Source organism: Aeromonas cavernicola (assembly GCF_002795305.1).
Classification (GTDB): domain Bacteria; phylum Pseudomonadota; class Gammaproteobacteria; order Enterobacterales; family Aeromonadaceae; genus Aeromonas; species Aeromonas cavernicola.
Map to the genome: position 1 here is coordinate 21,336 of NZ_PGGC01000003.1, position 13,752 is coordinate 35,087.

Below are 13,752 nucleotides of genomic sequence, written 5' to 3' on the forward strand. Positions count from 1 at the left end.
GCGGTTTAACGGTGACTCGTTTCGTTTAGCCCAGTTTGCGGGCGCGGTAGCTGCGCCCCTTGATCTTGCCTTCCTGCAGCCGCTTGAGGGCGGCGCTCGCCACGCTGCGCTTGACCGCGACGTAGGAGTACTGCTCGGAGATCTGGATCTTGCCCACGTCGCTTCCAGCAATGCCGCCTTCACCGGTCAGGGCGCCCAGAATGTCACCGGCCCGCACCTTGGTCTTGCGGCCTGCATCGATGGAGAGGGTCACCATCTGCGGGGCGATCGGCTTGATATCGCGACCGATGCTGTCGAGATCACCCTGCGGCATCGGAGCCTGCTGGTACTCTTCGATAAAGTTGACGCGCTGGGCTTCGCTGGGCTGATAGAGGCTCAGGGCTAGGCCCTGCTGGCCGGCGCGGCCGGTACGACCGATGCGGTGCACGTGGACTTCCGGATCATAAGTCAGTTCATAGTTGATGACGGCGCCCAGCTCCTTGATGTCGAGACCACGGGCCGCCACATCGGTGGCCACCAGAATGGTGGCGCTGCCGTTGGCAAAGCGCACCAGCACCTGATCCCGCTCCCGCTGTTCCAGATCGCCGTTCAGCGCCAGCGCCGAGAAGCCCTTGGCGGCCAGATGGTCGGCCACATCGTTACAGGCGCGCTTGGTGTTGCAGAACACCACGCAAGAGCTTGGCTGGTAGTGGCTCAGCAGCCAGGTGAGGGCGTCGAGGCGCTGACCGGCAGGCACTTCGTAAAGCTTCTGTTCGATGGCGCTCCCCTCGTGCAGGGACTCCACGCTCACCTCGACCGGATTGCGCTGCACGCCGCGGCTCATCTGGGCGATCCCTTCCGGATAGGTCGCGGAGAACAGCAGGGTCTGGCGCTGCTGGGGGGCATAGCTGATGACCCGGTTGATATCTTCGCCAAAGCCCATGTCCAGCATGCGATCCGCTTCGTCCAGCACCAGCGTCTTGAGGCCGGAGAGTTCCAGCGTACCTTGCTCCAGATGCTTGAGAATGCGGCCCGGGGTGCCAACGGCGATGTGGGCACCAAAGCTCAGAGTGGCCGACTGCGGTGCGGTCGGGGTGCCGCCGCACAAGGTCACCAGCTTGACGTTGGGCAGGGCACGCGCCAAACGGCGGATCTCCTGGGCCACCTGATCCGCCAGTTCACGGGTCGGGCAGAGCACCAGCGCCTGCACTTCGAGGCGGTTGACGTTGAGCTTGGCCAGCAGACCAAGGCCAAAGGCGGCGGTCTTGCCGCTGCCGGTTTTTGCCTTGGCGATCAGGTCTTTACCATCGAGCACCAGGGGCAGGCTCTGGGCTTGGATCGGGGTCATCTGCAGGTAACCTAGGCTAGCGAGGTTCTCTTGCAGGGCGGGGGATAGATTGAGGCTACTAAATTCGCTGTTGTTCACAAAAGGGCTCTATGTCGGAAAAATATCGGAAAAAGATGTCGGGAAAACGGGCTGCGCGGCGCGCAAGGGGGCGCATTGTAGCAGAAGGGACCGCTGAAGTGGTGCAAATATGAACGCATCAGGTCCAGATGTTAGGATTGCGCCGTCCAGTGCCTGCTAGCCAACGCTGATCAGGTGCCAACTAAGCTGGCGGGCCCCCATCACTCCGCCATCTGGTAAAGCACAGGGGCTCGTTGTGTTGTCAGGTCAGCTTGCCTTTGAGCAACCATTTATCAAGCGCATTGGCAAAGCGTTGTTTATCCGCAGCGTTAAAGGGAGCAGGCCCCCCCGTTTGCACCCCAGCGGAGCGCAGCTCTTCCATGAAATTGCGCATCCCAAGCCGCGCCTTGATGGTCTCACTGGTATAGATCTCGCCACGGGGATTGAGCGCTTCACCACCGGCATCAATGACCCATGCGGCCAGAGGAATATCCCCCGTGATCACCAGATCACCAGGCTGTACCTGCTGGGCAATCACATGATCCGCTACGTCGAATCCTTTGGCCACTTGCTGGGTTTTGATAAACGGTGAAGGCGGCACCCGCAGTGCCTGATTGGCGACCAATGTTGTCACTATCTGGGCACGGTGAGCAGCCCGATAGAGGATCTCTTTAACGGGAATCGGACAGGCATCGGCATCAACCCAGATAAACATGACATGGTTTCCTCTGGTCAGGGGGCGAAACAAGGGGGGAATATTAACACAACCGCCATCGCCTATGTGGGCTGAGTCAGCGCGCGCTTTGGTGTAAGCTAGCTCCCCACTATGTGCAAGAGGAACACGCAAATGGATCGGGTACCCAGTGAGGTGATTTATGGCCTGACCTTGGGCGGTCAACATGGCATGACGCCGCTGGTGGCGGGCGGTGAACTGCCCAGTAGCCAACTCTGCTGGCTACATCTGGATTATGGCAATCCAGAAGCGGCTCGCTGGTTATTGCAAACGCCGCTGCTCAATGAGGTGGCCAAGGAGTCACTGCTTGGCCAAAGCAACCGCCCTAAGCTGATCCGAGTAGGGGAAACAGTGCTGTTGATCCTGCGAGGTATCAACCACAACAGCTTGCACCGCCCCGAAGAGATGGTCGCGGTACGGATCTTTATCACCCCCGAACTCATCATCAGCAGCCGCCGTCGACCATTACTGTCAGAGCAAGATGTGTTTAACCAGCTGATGACCGTTGGCGCCGATAGCATCGCCGACTGGCTGGTCGAAATCTGTGATGCTTTAACAGATCGGGTTGGAGAGTTTGTCGAGGAGCTACACGACCAGATCCTCGATTTAGAAGAGCAGGTATTACTGCGTGACCTGCCCGCCAATGGCCAATTAGCAAGGATCCGCAAACAGCTCATCATGGTGCGCCGTTATCTCTACCCGCAGCGGGATCTGGTAGCAAGGCTGGCCAATGAAAAAGTCAGCTGGTTAGATGAGGATGATCGGCGTCGTCTGCATGATATTGCAGAGCGCCTGCGGCGTTGGTTGGATGACCTGGATGCTGGGGTGGCGCGTACCGCGGTATTGGCGGATGAAATTAATAACCTGATGGCAGAAGAGACCAACCGCCGCGCCTACCAAATGTCGGTGATGGCGCTGCTTTTCTTACCGGCCAGTTTTTTGACCGGTCTGTTTGGCATTAACCTCGGCGGGATGCCAGGAGCCGACAACCCGGCTGCATTCTGGCTATTTTGTGGGGCCTTGGTCGTGTTGGCGATGGGGCTGGCTATCTGGCTCAAGCGTCAACGTTGGTGGTAAGGAGCAGATCACGATGTGGCAATCTATCGGCTTTACCTTGGTATTACTGCTTGGCCATACCCTGATCCGGCGCCTGATCCGCAAAAGCTTGCTGGCACTGGCTCGCAGCAAACAGGTCAGTGATAATCGCGTGCTCTATGTCGCCCATGTGTTTCACTTTCTCCAGGGCTGCGCCAGCCTGCTTATCTTGGCTGGCGTGTGGGGGCTCGACTTCTCACGACTGGTGGTGCTGGCCTCCTCGTTCTTTGCCGTGCTGGGTGTCGCCATGGTGGCTCAGTGGTCGATCCTCTCGAATATCACCGCGAGCATCACTATCTTTTTCGCCTTTCCCTATCGAATTGGGGATCGCATTCGCATCCTCGATAAGGATGATTCGGTCACGGGGGTGATTACTGAGATAGGCCTGTTTTATGTGCGTGTTCGTGACGACGACGGCGACTTGGTGACCTACCCCGCCAATTTGATCTTACAAAAACCGGTGAGGCGGCTAGAGGGTAAAGAGGCGCCACTGTTACAGCCCGAATGATGACGCGACACGGCAAGGCGTGTGCCACACAGTGCACGGTATCTACCTGACAATACAGCGTCATTAGCCACGCTCATGAGGTCAGAGGCCCTGAGCTGCACCACACATTGATGGACATAGATAAAACCCTATAAGGATTCCCCGTGCTGACTGTCCGTGAGGCTAGCCTCGATGATTTGGGCGCCATAGCTAGACTCGAACATTACTGCTTTGCCCCTGACCTCGCTTTTGGCCGTCGTCGTTGGCGCTATTTACTGGCTCAGGCCAAGGGGCGAACCCTGTTGGTACTTGATGAGCGCAAACAACTGATGGGCTATCTCTGTGCGTTGGAGCACAAGGGGTGGGATCGGTTAGTGATCCAAACGCTGGCTATCCGCTGGACCATCCGCCGGCAGGGTTGGGCTCGCCGCTTGTTAGCTCAAGTGATTCAAGACGCCCGCAAGGCAAACTGGGGGGCGATCCGCCTCGAAGTGGATAATACCAATGAGGGGGCGCTGGCCCTCTATCAGCAGTTAGGATTTCAATTTCAACAGCATTTAACGAATTACTATGGCGATGGCCAACATGGCCAACGGCTGGTATTACGCTTGGGCAGGGATGATATTGTTGGGCGTCAGCCTCACCTTGATGGGGTCAGCCACCACCTCAATGCCAGTGCTAACGCGATCCCTCTGCGGGATAATGCGTGACAGATCAGGAGGATCACCATGAGCTGTGATAACTGTCTGGCCACCGCGATCAAGGCCAAGCTGGGGCGCTGTCCGGTCTGTGCGGCTCAGACGCTGCTTATCGGAGTAATAGGGTGGCTGGTGTGGTGGATTGCTGGCGCGGATACCTCGGTCAATGCACTCACTGGTTTGCTGTTTGCGGCAGCCGGTAGTGGCCTGTTTATGCTCCATCTGTTGGTATTTCTCTGGCGACGCACCACGGAGCGTGAGTTAGATGATGAATAAATTCGAATTATTTCAATAAAATAAAGAACGGAGATGTAGATGATTGCAATAGTAACAGGGGCATCGTCTGGTTTTGGTACGGCGATCTGTCGCACCTTAGTACAGGCCGGTTATCGAGTCATTGGGACCGGTCGGCGTGCCGACCGCTTGGCGGCACTGGCCAGTGAATTAGGGGATAACTTCTTACCACTGGTGTTCGACATCCAAGACAAAGCAATGGCGCAAACTGCAATTGCCAACCTGCCTGACCACTGGCAGCCGGTGACCTTGCTGGTCAACAATGCGGGGTTGGCCCTTGGCCTTGGGCCCGCCCATCAGGCAGAGCTTGATGATTGGGAGCAGATGATCGCCACCAATATCAGCGGCCTCACCCTGCTCACCCGCTTGCTATTGCCTGGGATGGTGGCGCGCAATTGCGGCCAGATCATCAATATGGGTTCTATCGCGGGGACCTATTGCTATCCGGGGGGCAACATTTACGGTGCCACCAAAGCCTTTGTGAAACAGTTCAGCCTCAACTTACGGGCAGATCTGGCAGGCACGGCAATTCGGGTAACCAATATAGAGCCCGGCCTGTGCGGGGGGACTGAGTTCTCTAATGTGCGTTTTCACGGTGACGACGCCAAAGCCGCCACGGTTTACCAAGGGGTAGATGCGATTCAACCGGAGGATATTGCCAATACCGTGTTATGGATTTGCCAACAACCGGCGCATGTCAATATCAATAGCATCGAGATCATGCCGGTCGCCCAGACATTCGGCCCCCTGCAAATCAGCCGCCGTTAACCCCGTCGATGTGTGACAAGCGGCAATCTTGCCTGTTGTTGCCTGTTACAACCTAATGGACCAACGTGGCGGATGGTCAAGTTTAGCTCCCTCACACGGGAGCTATATCGCTGCCATGAACTGATATCAGCACAATATCCGGTCTCCGCACCACACTCCCCCTATGCCTCTTTAGCCGCTTTGTTGAGCCTGCGCCGCGATAGCATGCCAAGTGTGCCCCTTATGTATGTTAAGGTGCCTAGCATCCCCACTTAGCAGAAGCCATGCCATGAAAAAGCTTGAAATGAAAGACCTGACAGAAGCTGAAAAAGCCCAGATAACCCTGTTGCTGCAAAAAGCGCAGGCGAATGCAGAGCATCCGCTCACTAACGGTGAACGCAATAAGATCCGTGAAGAGGGCCGCCTGCAAGTGGTAGCTGATCGTGCAGAAGCCGCCAAAGTTGCCTCGAAAGCCGCCCGAGAAAAGGCCAAAGAGCGCGCTAAAAATCAGGTGCTCCCAGAAACCTTTAGCTGGACAGAGTCGGTCAGTAACAAATTTCGCGGTCGACGCTAACCGCCTACCGACTCGGCATTTACCGCCCTCCATTCCCCCATCGCCATGAGTCATGAGCTCCACCACCATGCCGCCGCTGGGAGTGCATGCAGGTGGCCTCGACGCCAACTTGCGACGATAAGACATGCCCTGTCGCTCAGTCGTATCTTTTGGCGCTGCGCCATCGCCACGCGGATGAGGTAAATAGATAAGGGCAGCGTGAGTTATCACGCTGCCCTGTGGCTTGGGTAATAGGAGCGATGTAGGTGATAGGTGCAATCCGGTTCATCGCTCCCTTAGCTCGCACCGCTCCCCACGTTAATCGGCCCGTATGGCCTGGATAAATCGCTCCGTGATCTGTTGTGGGCGAGTAATCGCCCCTCCCACCACCACGGCATGTGCCCCCAACTGCAGACAACGAGCGGCCATCTCTGGCGTATTGACGTTCCCCTCTGCGATGACAGGCACGGTGACGGCGGCCAAGACGGCGCGTAAAAAAGCGAAATCGTCATCGTAAAGCTTGTCCCCCTGGGTCGCAGCGGTGTAGCCGTGCAGTGTCGTACCTATACAGTCAAACCCCAGTTGCTGGGCCAAGGTGGCATCGGCCAAGGTGGCGATGTCGGCCATCAGCAACAGCTGGGGATAACGTTCCCGAATAGTGGCAACCATCTGAGCCAAGGTCAGACCATCAGGGCGTGGCTGACTGGTGGCATCAAGGGCTATCATCTCCGGTGCGGCGGTCATTAGCTCATCCACCTCTTGTAAGGTGGCAGTGATATAGACATTCGAACCAGGATAATCGCGCTTCAGTATCCCGATCACTGGTAACGATACCTGCTGCTTGATCGCCTTGATATCCACCACACTATTAGCTCGAATGGCACTAGCCCCTCCGCGCGCCGCCGCCAATGCCATCCGGCTCATAATGAAGTCGCTGTGGAGCGGCTCATCCTCCAGTGCTTGGCAAGAGACCACTAATTTACCGCTAATCTGGTGCAACATAGTCCCGCTCATACGCCCAATAACTCCTCAATCTCATTCTTGATAATGGTGACGTGCGGGCCATAAATCACCTGCACACCATTGCCTTTGATAATCACGGCCAAGGCCCCACTCTGTTTGAGCTGTGATTCGCTAATCCCTTGTGCGCCATGCACAGATACCCGCAGTCGAGTTGCACAGCAATCCACATCCTTGATATTACTGGCGCCACCCAGTCCCTCGACAATGCTCTTGGCTCGCTCAACGCCCAAGGCACTGGTCGTCTGTTCCTGCTCATCCTCACGCCCTGGGGTTTTAAACTTAAAACGCCGGATCATAAAACGGAACGACAGGTAATAGAGACAAAACCAAGGTACCCCCACTAGCGGGACCAGCATCCAATTGGTTTTGGCTTGCCCTTGCAGCACACCAAACAACATAAAGTCGATAAAACCACCGGAAAAGGTCTGGCCGATGGTGATGTTGAGCATGTGCGCCAACATAAAGGCCAGCCCGTCAAACATGGCGTGCAACAGATAAAGAGGGGGCGCAATAAACAGAAACGAGAACTCGATAGGCTCGGTGATCCCAGTTAAGAAAGAGGTCAAGGCGGCCGAGAGTAACAGCCCTGCTACCCGCTTTTTATGCTCGGGGCGTGCACAGTGATAGATGGCCAAACAGGCCCCTATCAAGCCGAACATCATGGTGATAAAACGACCAGACATAAACCGGGCAGTGCCTTCATAAAACCGCAGCGTGGTGGGATCGGCTAACTGAGCAAAGAAAATGCGCTGCGTCCCTTCCACCAGATGGCCATTAATCAGCTCACTGCCCCCCAGCGCCGTGGTCCAAAATGGCAGATAGAAAATATGGTGCAACCCAAATGGGCCAAGCATGCGTAACACAAAACCATAAATAAAGGTGCCAAGATAACCGGTGGCATCCACCAAGCCGCCCATGCCAAAGATCAGCTGCTGAAAGTGAGGCCAAACCGTATACATGATGCAGCCAAGCACGATGGCGGCGAGCGAACAGATGATCGGCACAAACCGTGATCCACCAAAGAAGCCCAGAAAGGCGGGGAGCTGCACTTTGTTATAACGGCTGTGTAACCAGTAGCTCATCAGCCCCACCACGACACCACCGAATACCCCCGTTTCCAGCGTCTGGATCCCCAGAGCCATCCCCTGCCCTGCCGCCCCCAAATTCGTGCTGGCCAAGCTGCCCGATAGCTTTAACAAGGTGCTGATACTGGCATTCATCACCAGATAGGCCAACAATGCTGATAACCCCGCTGTGCCTTTGTCTGCACGGGCCAGCCCCACCGCAACGCCCACCGCAAACAGCACCGCCAAGTTAGCAAACACGATGGCGCCCGCATCTGCCATCAGCATAAACAATCCCTGCAACCAAGGCAGATCGAGGAAGGGGTACGCAAGCAGGGTATTAGGATTAGACAGCGATCCCCCCACCCCTAGCAGTAACCCAGCGGCAGGCAATACGGCGATCGGTAACATAAAGGATTTACCAAACCGCTGTGCCTGTTCGAAAAGTGGGCTACTCCCCACCGATTCTGGCTGTGACATGACCATCATCTCCATGAGTCAATTTTGTTTTGGTAATTTTTACCAACAACGAGACAATGTAATGAAAAATATTATCAACTTGTGACAGCTCTCACAACCAAAGGGCAAATCACGGTAAAATCGGCGCTATCTCGCCCCCTACTTAGCCCCGAAGGAGCCCTCTGGTGAACCAGTCCAACGATGCCCCCCGTGTTCTATTGATGTTGCGTCACCACCTCAGCTCCTATAGCCAGACGTTGCAACGGCTCGGCCAATTCGTCTTGGCACAGCCGCAACGGGTGCTCTATCTCACCATCACCGAACTGGCCCGCGAGAGTAGCACTAGCGAAGCCAGCGTCACCCGGCTATGCCGTGGCGTTGGCTGTCGTGGCTATAGCGAATTTAAAATGGCATTAGCGCTGGAAACCCAGCAAGAACAAGCTAATCAGCCTGAACCATTGGCAACCCATGCCTTTACCACCCTGATAGAAGAGAGCGTGGCCGCCTTGCGTGATACTGGCGCCTTGGTGGATCAAAGCGCCTTGCAGCAAAGCGCCGCAAGGCTCGGGGCAGCCCGCCAATGCCAGATCTATGGTGTGGCTGCCAGTGCCATCATTGGTGATTACCTCAGCTATCGGCTATTGCGGATGGGCATGTCAGCCCAGCAGTTTAGCGATATGCACCGCGCCGCCATGAATGCGGCCAGCTTAGGGCCTAACGATGTGGTTATTGCCGTCTCTAGCTCAGGCTCGACCAAAGATCTGCTCCATGCGGTCAAGCTCGCCAAAGGGCGCGGCGCCCATATTATCGTACTGAGTAATACCAGCCGCAGCCCGTTAGCCACGCAGGCAGATCAACTGCTGGTGGCCGCCAAGCCAGAAGGGCCTCTGACGGCAGGGTCGTTTCACTCCAAAATTAGCGCCATGCTGGTGATTGAATTACTGATCCAGCAGCTCCTCGAACATCACCCAGAACGTGCTACCGCCATCTCAAGCAGCGCCAAAGCGACACTGCCATGGCTGATTTAATAAAAAGGCTAACCAATTGAAACGAATCAATGTTTGCCTTGAAACGCTGAACGTTATCGTGCCAACAATGGCCTTGGCACAGGATAAAGAAGTACATGCGCTGATGCTGTCTGCTTGGCAATGCCAGATGCAAACGGGAATTGTCGCCCACAGATAGCCACCAACGTGGCTTGGCAATGGAAAACGTTTTTTAATAAATTCATTAACTTAGAAAACGTTTTGCCACTTTACGGCCGAACTAGAACCATCAAAGTGTGAAGCGCTTCAAGGAATTACGGCTCACTTTCCACCATAGTCCGCACTCCCAAATGCAGGCCCTGGCCACCCAGTGCGGTTGTGGGCGGCCACCATGGGGAAGGTGAGCCAACACCTAACACGTTATCTTAATGTGAACCCTGACCATGGGGCAGGGAGCAACGAGGAGTCCACTATGTCTGATGTATTTCACTTGGGTTTAAAAAAAGCGGATCTGCAAGGCGCCACCTTGGCGATCGTCCCCGGTGACCCCGAGCGCGTCCAGCGTATCGCAGCGCTGTTGGATAACCCGGTGCACCTCGCCAGCCATCGTGAATTTACGACTTGGCGCGGCGAGATGGACGGCAAGGCCGTGATCATCTGCTCCACCGGTATCGGTGGCCCGTCTACCTCTATCGCGGTGGAAGAACTGGCCCAGTTGGGCATCAACACCTTCCTGCGTATCGGCACTACCGGCGCCATCCAACCACACTTGAACGTCGGGGATGTGATTGTGACGACCGGCTCGGTGCGCCTTGACGGAGCCAGCCTGCACTTTGCACCGATGGAGTTTCCAGCTGTTGCCGACTTCGACTGCACCACTGCGCTGGTTAACACTGCCAAAGAGATGGGCTCCAAGCTGCACATCGGTGTGACAGCCTCTTCCGATACCTTCTATCCGGGTCAGGAGCGTTACGACACCGTATCCGGTCGCGTAGTGAGCCGCTTCCAAGGCTCGATGAAAGAGTGGCAAGCCATGGGCGTGCTGAACTATGAGATGGAATCTGCCACCCTGCTGACCATGTGCACCAGCCAGGGCCTACGGGCCGGTATGGTGGCTGGCGTTATCGTCAACCGCACCCAGCAGGAAATCCCAAACGCCGAGACCATGGCCAAGACCGAATCTGATGCCATCAAGATAGTGCTGGGCGCTGCCCGCAAACTGATCTGATTCGCACGGGGTCATCAGCTAAGTCCTTAGGGGTCGCAGCGAGCGGCCCCGCACTTTATCTTTTTACCTCCTGACAGTTCCCTCTCCCTACCGTATCCAGCAATAGCAGCTCATCCGGTCTATCGTACAGGCTACGTCGTCATCCACGCCGCCGCGCCACGGATTCCCCTTTTTTCGCGCCCACTCTTTGCTCTACATCTGCCCCATCGTAGCGCCGCTGGCGATCCCAGCCGATTAACGGGTTCGACATACCCGATTGAACAGTCTTCGTCAATATAAATGCTCGTTGTGCGAGCACATACTATGCTCTATATGACCATTTCCGGAGTCGGCAAATAGTGAGTCACTCGTTATTAAGGAAGCGCCCACATGTTTAAAAACATCTCTATCAGTCAGAAGTTGTGCACTGGTTTAGCTATCTTGGCCTTGTTTATTTTGGGCTTGGCCTGGTTCTTTATTAGTCAGCTATCGCTGTTTTATGCTCACACAGAAGTCATTACCGATAACCTGCTGCGCTCCACCCGCTATGCAGGCCAAATGCACATTGCCGTGCTGGATGCCCGCCGCTCCGAGCTGGCCGTCATTATTGCAGGCATGAACAAAGACAGTGAAGAAATGAGTGAACGCAAGGCTATGTATGATAAGGCCAAAGAATCATTTGATGAGGCGGCAAAAAAATATGGCTCACTCAGCTTTAGTAATGAAGAAGATAAGCAGGTTTATGAACAGCTGCTTAAAGCAGGCGCTCGCTATTTTTCCCTCCATGACGACCTAATGAAGGCGTTTGAAATCGGTGACCTCGCTCGGGTCGAAGATTTGCGCAAAAATGATACCCGTTTTGCGCTAGAAGAAGTGGGAGAAACTGCTTATAAACTGCGTGAAATCAATAACCAAGTCGCCGACCAAATGACCCAGGAGAGCGAGGAGGATTTTAAAAGTGATCAGTTAATGAGCCTATTGGCCAGTATCATGACGTTAGTCTTCGTGGTAATTGTGGCGTGGCTACTGACCCAACAGATCCGCATCCCCGCTATGAAATTACTGGAGTTTACCCGCCGCGTCTCTGCGGGGGATCTCACCACCAGCATCGACCTGCAGGAGTTTAATAACGACGAGTTTGGCCACTTGGCAAAAGGGTTTGCACAGATGCAAACCAACTTACATATGTTGGTGCATGAATTGTCGGGTTCGTTAGTTCAGCTTGGTTCGGTGACAGGGGATATCAGCAACGTTGCCCATGAATCGGCCAGCAACATGTACAACCAGCAGCACGAACTCAATCAGCTCGCCACTGCGATGAACGAAATGCAAGCCACTGTGCAAGAGGTCTCGCGCAATACCAGTGAAGCCGCCGGAGCGGCCACCTCAGCCAGCAGCACCGCAGAGGTGGGGGTTAAAATGGTCAACGATGCCATTGGTCGTATTGAAAGAGTGGCAACTGCCATCGAAAGCACCGCCGAAGTGATCCGCCAATTGGGCAATGACAGCCGCAATATCGGAGTCGTGCTGGAAGTGATCAGAGGCATCGCCGAACAAACTAACTTGCTGGCGCTCAACGCAGCGATAGAAGCCGCTCGGGCAGGGGAGCAAGGGCGTGGGTTTGCGGTAGTTGCCGATGAAGTAAGAACATTAGCAAAACGGACTCAGGACTCCACTACCCAGATTAATGACATCATCGCAGAGCTACAGCAACGTGCGGAACAAGCCGGCAGCACCATGCAGCAGAGCCAAGAGCTGATGACCAATACTGTGGTCACTGCCCGTGACGCAGGTGAATCCATAGCCCAAATCAGTGGCTCGGTCAGCCACATCTCAGAGATGAATATTCAAATCGCAACGGCGGCAGAAGAGCAAAGCGTCGTCAGCGAAGAGCTTAATCGTAATGTCGTCAACATCAGCCGAGCATCCGAAGAGGTCAATGAGGGGGCAGCCCAAATGACAGAGGCCTGTAATGGGTTGAATAAACTCGCAGCACAACTTCAGGATATCGTCCGCCGCTTTAAAATTTGATCAATCGCTAATCAATAAGTGGTCGTCATCTGCTTGCAGCGCGTGCCACCCAGTCGGCCTACCACCCAGCAAAGGCCTGACCCGTAAAGCAGGCCAGCAAAGGGGCAATCCACCGCGTTGCAACCTTGTTAATCATCCGAAACCCGTTAAAGGGTTTCGGTTTTTTTGCCTGACCAACCTGTAGTGGTCTAATCATCCCAAACACTTTTGATGAGCGTTAGCGAGTAGCGTTCAGCATTCTGTGTCATTTAATTAAACTACGACCAAAAGAGATGACACATGACCAAACTATCCTTCGACATGGAAGCCGCATGGCAAGCCCTGTGTGACGGCAAAGATCTGACTTATGAAGACGGTATCCTCACTCCGCTTATCAAGCAATTGATTGAAGTAGCTGTAATGACCCACTGAAATCCTGCTCAGGTCATCATGAGAGGAGAGCACAGACATGAGCATTACGATGGACGAAGAAATCAAACGTTGGACCGCCAAGCGCAAGACCGCTTTGTTCATAGACATCATCCAGGACAAGACCACCGTTTCCTAGGCGGCTCGCGCCTTCGATTTAGCTTCCTCTGAAATTGAGGCGTGGGTGAATGACGCCAAACAGGGCATGGAGAACGCTCTGCGCGCCAAGCCATTTGATATCCGCGAACAAACTCAAAGAGCGTCAAGAGGCCTATGGCGAAGCCATGCTGGAGTTACGCGCCAGAAAAAAGTTGGCTTCCCTGCTCGGCGAGGACGACAGATAGTCGCCGATGTTCAGCAGGGATTACGCGCCGAGGGTACCGAGGTCTCCATTAGTAAAATATGTCGTTGGTTCAGCCTGCCACGGCGCACTTGGTATTACCGCAGCGTCAAGGCAGCTCCCAAGCTTCAGGCGCATCTGGTTACGCCGAACAAGGCCATAATCGAGGAGGATCCATCGTTCGGTTATCGAACTGTGGCGGCACGGCTGGGCTTCAACAAGAACACCGTACAGCGCATCTTC

General features: G+C 55.0%; 14 protein-coding genes and 1 pseudogene. 11 read left to right on the plus strand and 4 right to left on the minus strand.

Translation table 11 applies throughout. The features are described from left to right. Positions 1 to 25: 25 nt before the first annotated feature. Positions 26 to 1,405, minus strand: coding sequence for an ATP-dependent RNA helicase DbpA (dbpA, locus tag CUC53_RS00380; protein WP_100292326.1), 1,380 nt, complete (start codon positions 1,403 to 1,405; stop codon positions 26 to 28). A 241-nt stretch (positions 1,406 to 1,646) separates the two neighbouring features. Then, positions 1,647 to 2,099, minus strand: coding sequence for a YaiI/YqxD family protein (locus CUC53_RS00385; RefSeq protein WP_100292327.1), 453 nt, complete (start codon positions 2,097 to 2,099; stop codon positions 1,647 to 1,649). Between the two features lie 132 nt (positions 2,100 to 2,231). On the opposite strand from CUC53_RS00385, the gene zntB reads away from it, so the two are divergent. The 6 genes from zntB (at position 2,232) to yjbD (ending at position 6,012) form a co-directional block, all read left to right on the plus strand. After that, a complete protein-coding gene (gene zntB / locus CUC53_RS00390) occupies positions 2,232 to 3,194 on the plus strand; it encodes a zinc transporter ZntB (RefSeq protein ID WP_167386636.1) in 963 nt (320 codons plus the stop codon). A gap of 7 nt (positions 3,195 to 3,201) precedes the next feature. Continuing rightward, complete coding sequence (locus CUC53_RS00395) at positions 3,202 to 3,720, plus strand: mechanosensitive ion channel family protein (RefSeq protein WP_100292337.1); 519 nt, start codon at positions 3,202 to 3,204, stop codon at positions 3,718 to 3,720. A 143-nt stretch (positions 3,721 to 3,863) separates the two neighbouring features. Beyond that, positions 3,864 to 4,409 carry a GNAT family N-acetyltransferase gene (locus tag CUC53_RS00400; protein WP_100292329.1) on the plus strand — a complete coding sequence of 182 codons (546 nt, stop codon included), beginning with the start codon at positions 3,864 to 3,866 and terminating at the stop codon, positions 4,407 to 4,409. An 18-nt stretch (positions 4,410 to 4,427) separates the two neighbouring features. After that, the gene (locus tag CUC53_RS00405; RefSeq protein WP_100292330.1) at positions 4,428 to 4,673 is read left to right on the plus strand and encodes a DUF3624 domain-containing protein; all 246 of its coding nucleotides are present in this window, start codon (positions 4,428 to 4,430) and stop codon (positions 4,671 to 4,673) included. Positions 4,674 to 4,712: 39 nt separating this feature from the next. After that, complete coding sequence (locus tag CUC53_RS00410) at positions 4,713 to 5,459, plus strand: SDR family oxidoreductase (RefSeq protein WP_100292331.1); 747 nt, start codon at positions 4,713 to 4,715, stop codon at positions 5,457 to 5,459. A 268-nt stretch (positions 5,460 to 5,727) separates the two neighbouring features. Beyond that, positions 5,728 to 6,012, plus strand: a complete 285-nt coding sequence (gene yjbD / locus CUC53_RS00415; protein WP_167386637.1) for a DUF3811 domain-containing protein — start codon at positions 5,728 to 5,730, stop codon at positions 6,010 to 6,012. 297 nt (positions 6,013 to 6,309) lie between these two features. On the opposite strand, the gene CUC53_RS00420 is transcribed toward yjbD, so the two are convergent. Beyond that, on the minus strand, positions 6,310 to 6,993 hold the full coding sequence (locus tag CUC53_RS00420; protein WP_201796696.1) for an N-acetylmannosamine-6-phosphate 2-epimerase: 684 nt from the start codon (positions 6,991 to 6,993) through the stop codon (positions 6,310 to 6,312). An 8-nt stretch (positions 6,994 to 7,001) separates the two neighbouring features. Next, positions 7,002 to 8,558: a PTS transporter subunit EIIC gene (locus tag CUC53_RS00425; RefSeq protein ID WP_100292333.1), complete on the minus strand. Its 1,557-nt coding sequence runs from the start codon at positions 8,556 to 8,558 to the stop codon at positions 7,002 to 7,004. A gap of 164 nt (positions 8,559 to 8,722) precedes the next feature. On the opposite strand from CUC53_RS00425, the gene CUC53_RS00430 reads away from it, so the two are divergent. The 5 genes and pseudogenes from CUC53_RS00430 to CUC53_RS19010 all read left to right on the plus strand — a co-directional run. Then, complete coding sequence (locus CUC53_RS00430; protein WP_167386638.1) at positions 8,723 to 9,565, plus strand: MurR/RpiR family transcriptional regulator; 843 nt, start codon at positions 8,723 to 8,725, stop codon at positions 9,563 to 9,565. Positions 9,566 to 9,995: 430 nt separating this feature from the next. Beyond that, complete coding sequence (gene udp, locus CUC53_RS00435) at positions 9,996 to 10,751, plus strand: uridine phosphorylase (protein ID WP_100292334.1); 756 nt, start codon at positions 9,996 to 9,998, stop codon at positions 10,749 to 10,751. Positions 10,752 to 11,120: 369 nt separating this feature from the next. Then, positions 11,121 to 12,761: a methyl-accepting chemotaxis protein gene (locus CUC53_RS00440; RefSeq protein WP_100292335.1), complete on the plus strand. Its 1,641-nt coding sequence runs from the start codon at positions 11,121 to 11,123 to the stop codon at positions 12,759 to 12,761. Positions 12,762 to 13,040: 279 nt separating this feature from the next. After that, positions 13,041 to 13,160 (plus strand): annotated as a pseudogene (locus CUC53_RS19090) (IS256 family transposase); the annotation flags it as partial. A 193-nt stretch (positions 13,161 to 13,353) separates the two neighbouring features. After that, a partial coding sequence (locus CUC53_RS19010; protein WP_476692201.1) for a hypothetical protein occupies positions 13,354 to 13,752 on the plus strand: 399 nt, incomplete at its 3' end.